3 protein-coding genes are annotated in these 13,220 nt (G+C 42.8%); all 3 read left to right on the forward strand.

The window, feature by feature from the left end:
- Positions 1–584 precede the first annotated feature (584 nt).
- The 3 genes from metH to NDI33_RS21910 all read left to right on the forward strand — a co-directional run bounded on the left by metH (position 585) and on the right by NDI33_RS21910 (position 13,121).
- On the forward strand, positions 585–4,145 hold the full coding sequence (metH, locus tag NDI33_RS21900; protein WP_190672563.1) for a methionine synthase: 3,561 nt from the start codon (positions 585–587) through the stop codon (positions 4,143–4,145).
- A 678-nt stretch (positions 4,146–4,823) separates the two neighbouring features.
- A complete protein-coding gene (locus NDI33_RS21905) occupies positions 4,824–6,938 on the forward strand; it encodes a carotenoid oxygenase family protein (protein ID WP_190672565.1) in 2,115 nt (704 codons plus the stop codon).
- 369 nt (positions 6,939–7,307) lie between these two features.
- On the forward strand, positions 7,308–13,121 hold the full coding sequence (locus NDI33_RS21910; protein WP_190672568.1) for an AAA family ATPase: 5,814 nt from the start codon (positions 7,308–7,310) through the stop codon (positions 13,119–13,121).
- Positions 13,122–13,220: the final 99 nt, after the last annotated feature.

Here is a 13,220-nt window from a genome sequence, read left to right on the forward strand (position 1 = left end):
CGGACAGCGATGTCTTTCCGTTTTATGGAGTGGGTGAACGCTAATCGAGATGTATTCTCAGCCTATAAAGCTGCTTTGGGTTTTATTTGGGCTTGAAATCTGTTTAAGTCCCGTTAGGGTAAATAACGACAGGAAACCCCCTTCTAGATGCAAAGTTAGCATAATTTAATTTTCACGAAAACTCTTGTTTTTACTAATAAAAAAAGCAGTTTAATCAGGAGCGATCGCTTTCTTCATCAATTCTTTATAAAAGTCTACTCAGGCTTTCTTCAACCTGACTGGAAGACGCGATCTCTCCCCTTCCTCGGAGCCGGGATTTTGCAAATTTTGTCTAAGTCTTGCCTTAAATAAATGCAAAGCAGGTTTCAGACTGATGGCTTAGCTTTGCTCAATTAAACTACTAATCTCGGTTAAAATAGATTCTGACTTCTTGAGGAAATGACTGCTATGGAACAAAAGACGTCGTTACAGTCTTGCACTTTCATAGTTTTAGTTACTTCCGAAAACGAGAAAGTCTGCAAAATAGATTAAGCTGATCGTTCAAAGCCTAACGCAACTACCTATTCCTAAAGACGCCGCCATCTATGACCAGCCCCTTCTTGACTCGCCTCCACAGTCCTGAACGTCCTGTCATCGTCTTCGATGGCGCAATGGGAACTAACCTCCAAACACAAAACCTTACCGCCGCCGACTTCGGAGGGCCAGAATACGAAGGTTGTAACGAGTATCTGGTACACACCAAACCAGAAGCGGTAGAGAAGGTGCATCGGGACTTTTTGGCAGTCGGTGCCGATGTGATTGAAACAGATACTTTTGGCGGTGCCTCGATTGTGCTTGCAGAGTACGACCTGGCGGATCAAGCCTACTATTTGAATAAGAAGGCGGCAGAACTGGCGAAGCGCGTGGCGGCGGAATTTTCGACCCCAGAGAAACCCCGGTTTGTAGCGGGTTCGATAGGGCCAACGACCAAGCTGCCAACGCTGGGACATATTGACTTTGACACACTGCAAGCTTCCTTTGAAGAGCAAGCTGAGGCGCTTTACGACGGCGGCGTCGATTTATTTCTTGTCGAGACTTGTCAGGATGTGCTGCAAATCAAGGCAGCACTGAATGCGGTTGAGGAAGTCTTTCAGCGTAAGGGGGTACGACGCCCGTTGATGGTGTCGGTGACGATGGAAGTCATGGGTACGATGCTAGTTGGTTCTGAGATTAGCGCCGTAGTGACGATTTTGGAACGTTACCCGATTGATATTCTCGGACTGAACTGTGCCACGGGGCCAGATCGGATGGCTGAGCATATCAAGTATCTTTGCCAGCACTCCCCGTTTGTGGTTTCCTGCGTTCCTAACGCTGGCTTACCCGAAAACATTGGCGGTCATGCTCACTATAAGCTGACGCCGATGGAATTGCGGATGGCGCTGATGCACTTTGTAGAAGATTGGGGTGTGCAGATCATTGGCGGCTGTTGCGGCACGCGCCCTGAGCATATTCAACAATTAGCAGAAATTGGCAAAACTCTGAAGCCAAAAGAGCGCCACTTTAGTTATGAGCCTGCGGCGGCGTCAATTTACAGCGCCCAACCTTACGAGCAGGATAATTCATTCCTGATTGTGGGCGAGCGGTTGAATGCGAGTGGTTCTAAGAAGTGCCGCGACTTGCTGAATGGAGAAGATTGGGATGGGTTAGTGTCTTTGGCGAAGTCGCAGGTGCGGGAAGGCGCGCACATCCTCGATGTCAACGTGGATTATGTCGGGCGCGATGGCGTTCGGGATATGCATGAATTAGTGTCACGGCTGGTAACAAATGTGACGATACCCTTGATGCTCGACTCCACAGAATGGGAAAAGATGGAGGCGGGTTTAAAGGTTTCCGGAGGCAAGTGCCTGCTGAATTCGACTAACTATGAAGATGGAGAGGAGCGCTTCTTCAAGGTGTTGGAGTTGGCGAAGAAGTACGGTGCAGGCGTTGTAATTGGGACGATTGATGAGGAGGGGATGGCACGGACGGCTGAGAAAAAGTTTGCGATCGCGCAACGTGCCTATCGTGCCGCTGTCGAATATGGCATTCCATCCTACGAAATCTTTTTTGATACTCTCGCCCTCCCGATCTCTACGGGTATCGAAGAAGACCGAGCTAATGGAAAAGCGACGATTGAATCCATCCGTCGCATTCGAGATGAACTCCCAGGTTGCCACGTGATTTTGGGGGTTTCTAACGTTTCCTTCGGTTTAAACCCAGCGGCGCGAGTCGTCCTCAATTCCATGTTTCTGCACGAAGCGATGGCGGTGGGGATGGATGCGGCAATTGTCAGCGCTAGCAAGATTCTGCCGCTAGCGAAAATTGAGCCAGAGCATCAAGAAGTCTGCCGCAAGTTAATCTACGATGAACGGCAATTTGATGGAGACATCTGCACTTACGATCCCCTGGGAGAATTGACAACGCTATTTGAAGGGAAAACGACCAAGCGCGATCGCTCTGGTGATGAAAATCTCCCTGTAGAAGAACGTCTAAAGCGTCACATTATCGACGGCGAACGCATCGGCTTAGAGGATCAACTTACCAAAGCTTTAGAGAAATATGCGCCGCTGCATATCATTAACACCTTCTTGCTAGATGGGATGAAAGTTGTTGGCGAATTGTTTGGTTCCGGACAAATGCAGTTGCCTTTCGTATTGCAATCAGCGGAAACCATGAAAGCAGCAGTGGCATATCTAGAGCCATTCATGGAAAAGAAAGATGCTGGAAATAATGCCAAAGGAACTGTAGTAATTGCGACTGTTAAAGGAGATGTCCACGACATCGGTAAAAACTTGGTGGATATCATCCTGTCAAATAACGGTTACAAGGTAGTTAATATTGGCATCAAACAGCCTGTTGATAATATCGTTGATGCTTTTGAGCAGCACAAAGCTGATTGTATCGCGATGAGCGGCTTACTGGTGAAGTCAACCGCTTTTATGAAAGAAAACTTGGAAGTTTTCAATCAAAAAGGAATTACGGTTCCAGTCATTTTAGGGGGTGCAGCGTTAACTCCTAAATTTGTCCATGAAGATTGCCAAAACACTTACAAGGGTAAGGTAATTTACGGCAAAGATGCTTTTTCCGATCTGCATTTCATGGATAAATTAATGCCTGCGAAATCCGCTGGAAACTGGGATGATTTGCAGGGATTTTTGGATGAAGTTGAGGAAAATGGTCATGCGCCTATTGTAGAGGCGGCGTCTCGTGTGCCATTAGAGAATAGCGCTCAAGAAGCTCAACCTGTAGAAGTAGATACACGGCGTTCTGAGGCTGTGGCGATTGATATTGAGCGTCCAACTCCGCCTTTCTGGGGGACGAAATTATTACAGCCTGAAGATATCCCCTTAGAGGAAGTGTTTGACTATCTGGATATGCAGGCTTTGATTGCTGGACAGTGGCAATTCCGCAAGCCGCAGGAACAGTCTCGCGAGGAGTACAATCAGTTTTTAGAGGAAAAAGTTTACCCAATTTTGAAGGAGTGGAAACAGCGGGTTGTAGAGGAGAATTTGCTATATCCGCAAGTTGTTTACGGGTATTTTCCGTGTCAGGCTAAAGGAAATTCTTTGCATTTGTACGATCCGGAATTTATGAATCGTAAAGATGCGAAAGAAGAGAGGGAGAAGAATGTTGTTGCGACGTTCAATTTCCCTCGTCAGAAGTCCATGCGTCGTCTGTGTATTTCTGATTTCTTTGCACCTATTGAGTCGGGACACGTTGATGTGTTTGCGATGCAGGCGGTGACGGTGGGGGATATTGCGACGGAATTCGCGCAGAAGTTGTTTGCAAATAATCAATACAGCGATTATCTGTACTTCCACGGCTTGGCGGTACAAACGGCGGAGGCTGTGGCAGAGTGGCTTCACGCCCGAATCCGCCGGGAGTTAGGCTTGGGTGCATCAGAACCGGATAAGATTCGGGATGTTCTGGCGCAGCGTTATCAAGGTTCTCGGTACAGTTTTGGATATCCGGCTTGTCCGAATATTCAGGATCAATATAAATTGCTGGAGTTACTAGGAAGCGATCGCATCAATCTCCACATGGATGAAAGCGAACAACTCTATCCTGAGCAATCTACAACAGCGATTATCGCCTATCACCCAGCGGCTAAATACTTCAGCGCTTAAATAGTCAGATATAAGGTGGGCATTGCCCACCTTATATATCATAATTATTCCAAAAGAAAATAATAGAGCTGTCAGGATTATCTGCAAGCAACCATTATCAAAGCAGTTGTCAAAGCAGATAATCGGGGACGTGTTGCAAGAAAGATAGCGATCGCGCGGCGACTGGATATGAGAATCGCTTAAAAATAATATCCAGCGAACGGAAAATGACTCTAGGAATTTGTAGGTAAATATCAGTTATCTACAGGGGAGTTTCTGTATCGCTTTGAAAACGCTCGGATTCAAAGACAGCCTAGATATACAGTTTCATGAGCAAATTGGATAATCTCCGATGCTGAAACGGCTGTGCAAAAAGCCAGACAGTTTCAAAGGAGTCAAGTTTACGCAATGTACAGCTTTAGAGATTAGAACTCTTCTTTTTTAAGGAGAATCTAAATTGGTACAGTTTCTACCATTTGAGATTTTAAATTTGAATTGTGAAAGCCTTGCATCTAGGCAGTTACAACAATTCAAATTTTGCATCGATAAGCCCTAATGGTATTACGTTTACACTCCCCTAACCCTACTTTTTAGGAGGGCTAAGAAGAAGTTTCACATTGCGTAAGTTTGTTAATGGATTACTTTCAGCAATTTCTTGAGTATTTTACTTCCTTCAATAGAGACCTAGGCAGCCATAACATGAAAGAACCAATTCTTGACTCAATCTCATCTGTACCAGGCTGTTGTCCGCCAGTTCCAGAGTCAATAATGACGGCAAATCGCTACGAACTTAGCGACATCAAAATGCAGATTCATGGAGAGTTACCAGATGATTTGCAGGGTCACGTCTTTATCGTTGCGCCAGTAGGCTCTGTCAACTCCGGAGATGCTCCAGATGCTGACGGAACTTCCCTTTTAGGTGGCGATGGGATGATTTATCGGCTTGACTTTGATCGCCAAGGTGAAGTGGGGTTGAAAACGCGGCTGGTTAAGCCGCCATGTTACTACGCCGATAAGGCAACCCGACCTGGCAGCGAGTATGTCAAGTATCAATTTCGCAATCATGGCATTTCGCGATTTTCTCTTTCTCTTGGCTTCCGCAACGAGTTGAATACAGCTTTTCTGCCCATTAAATTTCGAGACGATGCCAACGAGCGTCTGCTAGTAACCTATGATGCTGGTCGTCCCTACGAAATTGATACCAAAACGCTGGAGGTTGTAACTCCGATCGGAGCTAATACAGAGTGGCAATCCGAAACTTCCTTAAAGTTTCCCTTTCCACCCGTTTTGAGTACCGCACATCCGGTTTTTGACCCTGAAAAAAGCGAAATGTTTACGGTCAATTACGGTAAATCAGTAGCGAATATTCTCCAAACCATTCCCTTAATTTACGATCTGGATGAACTTCCAGAACAAATCGAGGAACTCCTCAAAGAACTTGCCCGATTTATCGAAGCACAAGACTTTGTGCAAGATTTTCTCAAAGCATTCTCCAATATCTCTCAAAATATCTTGGAATTTTATATGAGGTTGCTTGAGAGAACTACCAACATAGAATTTAAAGATTTCGTCTATTTGCTCCGCTGGGATGGTGTAAATAACTTAGAGCGCTGGAAGCTGGTATTACCAGATAGAACCCCCGTCAAGATTAAGCAAACTATCCATCAGATTGGGTTGACAGAAGATTATCTGGTGCTGATGGACACAGCCTTCACGACTGGGGTAGAGCAGTTGCTCAGTAACCCTATCCCCAAAAGTAAGGCGACCAAAAGACTCATCAGAGACTTACTTACACTTCGAGAGTTAGCTGATTCTGTCGTGTACATCGTGCGCCGCGCTGACTTGAAAGCGGGACAGCGCCCAGCGTGCAGTCAGCAAGAAGTTGAAGTTGTCGCACAACGGGTTGTGATTCCCCTGGAAGCGGCTCATTTTCTGTTGGATTATGCGAATCCAGATGGAAACATTACCCTCCACGCATCTCATATTTGTGCTTGGGATGTATCTGAATGGCTCCGCGAGTATGATGTCTCTGCCTACAATCCTAAGATTTCTGTCCCGTCTCGCCTGTGTGGGATGCAACACGATGAGATGGACATCAGCCGGATGGGACGCTATGTAATAGATGGAGAAAGCGGTCAAATTTTGGAGTCGAAGGTAATTTCCGATGCTGAGTGTACCTGGGGCGTAGGACTCTATGCTTATCGCAGTCTCTTGCCTGATGGCAAGCCTCCGAAACATCTGGATAATCTTTACTGGATCTCTTTTGGGCTATGGAAGCAGTTGCTGACGCAGTTTGTCTTCGACCTGTACAAAGACTATAAGTACCGGGTAGTACCGCGGACGGAGATGCTTCGCCTTGCAGAGGCTGGTATACCCGCTTCTTTGTTCCGGTTAAACACATCGTCGAAGGAGTCGCTGAAGATTGGCGATCGCTATCAGTTCCCTGCTGGCTATATTGTCAGTTCGCCGCAGTTTATGCCACGCCGCAACGGCGAAGAGAGTTCAGAAGACAGTTCAACCGATGGTTACATTGTTTGCACCGTTTTCACGCCAGACGGCAACGAAATTTGGATTTTCGATGCTCAAAATGTGGAGGATGGTCCCCGGTGTAGATTGAGCCATCCTTCACTGAAGTTTAGCTTGACGATTCACACCGCGTGGTTGGAAAAAATCGCCCCCCGCACAGCCACGTACAACATCCCTGTGCGTCAGGATTACAAGAACTTAGTGAAGCAAAAGTCTCAAGAAATCCAGGACCTATTTGAAACTGAGGTATATCCCCATTTTGAGCCAACTCCGCGATCTGCCTGTTGAGTGAAGCCCAGGATACGCATCACTGTGTATCGGAAAATCTTTTAAGGTAGTAACTTCTCATACAGACGCGATACGTCGCGTCTGTATCTATCTTGGGATAGATTTTTGATATATAAGATTAACAGTGAGGTATTTTTTTGTTTAAAAGCAGTTTTGCAAATACCATTTCACTGTATGTCTGCAATAGCGCTCTCTAGTGCCTCTACAGCGGCTCGTAAGGGCGGCGATTCGGCTGTTCCCGAATCATCGCAGCATCCGAAGCGCGCATCCGCGCCGCTAGGCGATCGCAATAGTAGATGTAGCATTAAAAGAATGAATTAGTAGAAATTTTAGATTTCTTTGACTTTTTAAACAAGAAGGGTAAAAGTGATGGTCTTAATATCAGGATACGAAATTACAAATAAAATCTACGAAGGTACAAGAACTGTTGTTTATCAAGGAAAAAGGCATCAGGATAAAAAATCGCTCGTATTCAAATTAATTAAAAATAATTATCCAAGTCCGAAAGATATTGCCAGGATAAAAAATGAATATGAAATTATTAAAGCTTTAAATGCTAAGGGAGTTGTGAAAACCCTAGGACTTGAGAATCATAAGAATGGATTTGCGCTAGTTTTAGAAGATTCTGGGGGAGAATCGCTTGATAAAGTTATTGCCGAAAAACCTATAAATTTTAAAATTGTTCTTAAGATAGCAGTTCAGGTTTCAGAAATTATTGGAGAACTCCATTCTCACAATATTATTCATAAAGATATTAAGCCACATAACATCATTTTTAATCAAGAAACAGGGGAAGTTAAAATTATTGATTTTAGCATTGCATCCCGTCTATCCCTAGAGAACCAAACAATCAGCAGTCCCAATTTGATCGAAGGCACGCTTGCCTATATGTCACCAGAGCAAACGGGTCGGATGAATCGTTCTATTGACTACCGCACCGACTTTTATTCTTTGGGTGTAACTCTTTATGAAATGCTCGTGGGGAAACTGCCATTTGAAACAACCGACGCGATGGAATTAGTTCACTGTCATATTGCCAAACAACCAATCCCTCCTCATGTGTTGGTGCCAGAAATTCCTCTCCCTGTTTCTGAGATCGTGATGAAGTTACTTACCAAGACAGCTGAAGACAGATACCAAAGCGCTGCTGGTCTAAAATTTGACCTCGAAAATTGTTTAATTCAGCTTGAAACAACAGGAGAAATTGAAGATTTTATCTGCGGTCAGCGCGATCGCGCCAGCCTTCTGCTAATCCCGCAAAAACTCTACGGACGCGAAACCGAAGTAGCCACCTTAATGGATGCTTTCGGGCGAGTTAGCCTTGGAGCAGCTGAGATGATGCTGGTAAGTGGTTACTCAGGAATTGGTAAGACAAGTGTAGTGAATGAAGTCCATAAACCAATTGTGGGAGTACGAGGATATTTTATTAATGGCAAGTTTGACCAGTTCAAGCGAAACATTCCTTATGCTGCTTTAATTCAAGCTTTTTCTGAATTGATGCGACAACTGTTAACTGAAAGTTCGGAACAGATAGACATTTGGAAAGAAAAGCTTAAAGCGGCTTTGGGAGAAAATGGTCAGGTAATTATCGATGTCATTCCCGAAGTAGAACTGATTGTTGGCGAACAACCAGAACTAACACAATTAGGACCATCTGAAGCACAAAACCGATTTAATCGAGTGTTTCAACAATTTATCCGGGTTTTTTGCCAAAAAGAACACCCGCTAGTCTTATTCTTAGATGACTTACAGTGGGCTGATTCTGCATCGCTTAAGTTAATTGAACTGTTAGTAACTGACCCAGATAGCCAGCATCTATTAACAATTGGAGCATTCCGCGATAACGAAGTTAGTCCAACGCATCCGTTAATCCAAGCGATTGAGAAAATACAGGTTCTAGGCGCTGTAGTGAATAATATCACTCTTCGACCTTTAGATAGCGATTGCGTCAGCTTGTTAGTTGCAGATACTCTTCATGAAAATGTATGTACAGAGCGAGGAGAGGCACAAAATCTCGCGTCTCTCCTTTTTAATAAAACTCAAGGAAATCCTTTCTTCTTGACCCAATTAATAAAAACTTTATACGCCGAAAAACTGCTAATTTATAACTTCAGCCAAGGTAGATGGCAGTGGGATATAGAAGAAATTCAAGCAGTTGGAATTACGGATTGTAACATTGTTGAATTGATTGCCAGAAATATTCAAAAGTTACCCGATGCAACACAGCAAGTCTTAAAACTGGCTGCTTGTATTGGCAACCAGTTTAATTTAGATGTTTTGGCAATCGTGAATGAAAAAACTCAATCAGCTACAGCAACAGACTTGTGGGATGCACTTCAAACAGGTTTGATTTTGCCTCTAAGCGATGCTTACAAAATCCCATTATCTTTTGACCAGTTACAACAGGGAACTTTGGTTCTTGATGATATAAAGATTAGCTATAAGTTTTTACATGATCGGATACAGCAAGCAGCCTATTCTCTTATACCCAACCTTGAGAAAAAAGCCACTCACCTAAAAATTGGTCAACTGCTGCTAGAAAATACTTCTCCTGAAGAAAGAGAAGAAAATATTTTTGCTCTGGTTAACCAATTAAATTTTGGTACTGAATTACTAAACTGTCAATCCCAAAGAGATGAACTGGCTCATTTTAATCTCATTGCTGGTCAGAAAGCTAGTACAGCGACCGCTTATCAAGCAGCCGTCAATTATCTCAACATCGGTTTGGGACTCTTGGCAGCAGACAGTTGGGTTTGCAACTACGAGCTGACAAATAAACTCTATGTATCAGCAGCAGAAGCAGAATACCTCAACACGAATTTCGAACAATCAAAAATACTAGCTGAAGTAGCGCTTCAAAATGCAAAAACTCTATTAGATAGAGTGAAGATTAATGAAATAAAAATTCAATATCATATTGCCCAAAATCAGTTGCCAGCAGCCATAGAACTCGGTCAGCAAGTTTTGGAAATGTTGGAAGTGCCCTTAGAACAAAAACCTTCGCCACACCTAAATATTGAGGACTGTTATAACCTTCCAGAAATGACCGACCCTTATAAAATGGCAGCTATGAAGATTTTGATAACAATTTCTCCCCCTGCCTTTATCTCAAGTAGCGCGATTGCGTTACCAATTGTCTACACAATGGTCAAGCTGTGTAGCCAATATGGGAATTCTTCCCTAGCTATCTATGGCTATAGCACTTATGGCTTGCTTTTGTGCGGGCCAATGGCAGATATTGATTCCGGATATAAATTTGGCAAACTAGCTTTTCATCTATTAGATAAGCTTTATGCCAAAGAAATTAAATCAAAAATATACAGCAGCTATTGTGCTTGTATTTTACATTGGAAAGAGCATATTAAAGAAACAATAGAATTATTGCAGCAATCAATTCAAAGTGGGCTAGAAGTCGGTGATATAGAATTTGCTTGTCATTCTGCTCTATTCTACTGCGAACATTCATTTCTAGCTGGCGAATATCTAGAAATTGTTACGCAAAAACAAGCTAACTATATTGAAATGATCGGCAAGTTTAAAAAAGAATTTCAGCTTTACTATGCCAGCATAGGTGGACAAGTTGTTTCTAATTTGATTGACGAATCATCTAAAAAATCTTGTCTATCTGGTAAATATTTTAATGAAACAGAAATGCTACCCCATTTATTGGAAACCAATAATTTACAATCTGTATTTGCTGTATATTTTTATAAATTGATGCTGGCTTATTTGTTTAAAGATTACGATAAAGCAATTGAAAATGCTAGAGCAGCATCGCAGCATACTCAACCTATCACAGCCCTAATAGTATTTGTTGAATATAATCTCTACTATTCTTTAGCCCTCCTTGCCCAGTACCCTAACCTTACAGCCACAGAGCAACAGGAATACATGGCTATTGTGGCGAAGAATCAGGAAAAAATGCAGCAATGGGCAACTCATGCCCCTACAAATTCTCAACATAAGTATGAGTTAATACAGGCAGAGATTTACCGAGTTTCAGGTCAAACGCTCAAAGCAATGGAGTATTATGACCGAGCGATAAATGGAGCAAGAATTCAGGGATATATCCAAGAAGAAGCGCTAGCTTATGAGCGGGCGGCTGAATTCTATCTAGCTCTGGGAAGAGAAAAAATCGCTAGAGATCATATGAGTGAAGCATATTATGGCTATGTTCGCTGGGGAGCAACCGCCAAAGTTAAAGAGTTGGAAATAGAGTATCCATACTTAATTTCCCAGATGCAATCAACAGAGCCGAATTCGAGTGAAGATACTGCCACAACCTCAAAAATGACTACTAGTGGTGAAGTTTCAGTGCTGGATTTAGCCACAGTGATGAAAGCATCTCTGGCGATTTCTGGAGAAATTGTGCTGGATAAGTTGCTCGCTTCCTTAATGAAAGTATCTATTGAAAATGCTGGAGCGATAAAAGGTTTTCTCGTCTTACCGAAAAATGGAAAATTGTTGATTGAAGCTGCTGCCTCAATAGATTCATTAGAAGTAGTTGTGCAGCAATCTGTCCCAATGGAAACTAGCCAAGATTTACCCGTAACGGTAATCAATTATGTAGCGAGAACTCGTTCTGATGTGGTTTTAGAAAATGCAGCTTGGGAGGGAAGATTTACAAATGACACCTATATTCAAAATCAGAAATTGAAATCAGTCTTATGTATTCCTATCATTAATAGCGGTAGGCTTATTGCTATTCTTTACTTGGAAAATAATTTAACGGTTGGGGCATTTACTCCTAATCGAATGGAAGTCCTAAAGCTGCTATCTTCTCAAGCAGCTATTTCTCTAGAAAATGCTCTACTTTACACTAATTTAGCTACAGCTAACGAGCAACTAGAAGATTATTCGCGTACTTTGGAACACCGAGTACAGGAGCGCACGCGAGAATTAAAACTCAAAGAAGCTAGGCTTGCAGAAGCTCAGAGACTAGCACATCTAGGTAGCTGGCAATTTGATATAGAAACGCAAGAAGTTAATTGGAGCGATGAACTATTCCGGATTTTTGGTCTCCACCCCGAACAACCTGAACCCACTTTCAGGGAACATGAAAACCTGATTCATCCAGATGACGTTGACTTATGGTTAAAATCAGTAGACCTAGCGATTGAAAGAGGGAAGGCTTATGAGTTGGAGTTGAGAATCTTTCGCCCAGATAGTTCTATTAGATATATTTTTGTCAAGGGGGAACCTACTTGCAATGCTTCTGGTAAGGTGACTAAGTTATTAGGGACAGCACTGGATATTACCGACCGCAAGCTAGCCGAGTTGGCACAACAACAATCAGAAGCACAATTGAGAGAACAAGCGAAAAAGTTAGAATTGACTTTACGCGAACTACAACAAACTCAATCCCAACTCATTCAAACTGAAAAGATGTCTAGTTTGGGACAGATGATTGCTGGAATTGCTCACGAAATTAATAACCCTGTCAACTTTATCTATGGCAATATTGACTATGCCAATAACTATATCCAAGACCTGCTTGCTTTGATTGGCGTCTATCAGCAGGAGTATCAAAATCCTACACCTGCGATTCAGAAGGCGATGTCAGAAATCGAGTTGGATTTTGTGGTAGAAGACTTGCAAAAACTTTTTGATTCCATGAAAGTAGGGGCAGAGCGTATCAGAGATATTGTCCTTAGCTTGCGGAATTTTTCACGGCTGGATCAAGCTGAAATGAAACCAGTTGATATCCATGAGGGCATCGAATCTACTTTGCTGATTTTGCAGCATCGGCTCAAGAAAGATAGTTTGCATTCTGGTATTGAAGTAATCAAAAATTACGGTCAACTGCCACGAATTTTTTGTTACGCTTCTGAGCTAAATCAGGTATTTATGAATCTTCTAAGTAATGCAATCGATGCTTTAGAGGAAATAAGAAACTCTGGAGAAGTATCTGATAAAAAGCCTACTATTAGTATTTACACAGAAATGGCTTCTTCTAATTCAGTCAGAATTAGAATTGCTGACAATGGATCGGGAATGACTGAGGATGTAAAAAAGAAAATATTTGACCCATTTTTTACAACCAAGCCTGTAGGTTCTGGTACTGGTTTGGGATTATCGATTAGCTACCAGATCGTGGTAGACAAACACAATGGAAAGCTCAGTTGTGTTTCTTCTTCAGGTCTTGGTACTGAATTTATCATTGAGATGCCGATAAGCCAGTAGCCATTGCCAATGCAGTTTGTCGGAATATCCAGGATGCAATATCAACAGAGCGATCGCACTTTACAATCGTTAGGGGTTAATCCCTCTTTCTCGCAGCAG

This window comes from Trichocoleus sp. DQ-A1 (assembly GCF_039961955.1).
In the GTDB taxonomy this organism is placed as follows: domain Bacteria; phylum Cyanobacteriota; class Cyanobacteriia; order Cyanobacteriales; family FACHB-T130; genus FACHB-T130.

Bases quoted from the DNA above. Each gene is read 5' to 3' on its own strand.
- metH (WP_190672563.1), top strand. From the start codon at position 585: ATGACCAGCCCCTTCTTGACTCGCCTCCACAGTCCTGAACGTCCTGTC.
- NDI33_RS21905 (WP_190672565.1), top strand. From the start codon at position 4,824: ATGAAAGAACCAATTCTTGACTCAATCTCATCTGTACCAGGCTGTTGT.
- NDI33_RS21910 (WP_190672568.1), top strand. From the start codon at position 7,308: ATGGTCTTAATATCAGGATACGAAATTACAAATAAAATCTACGAAGGT.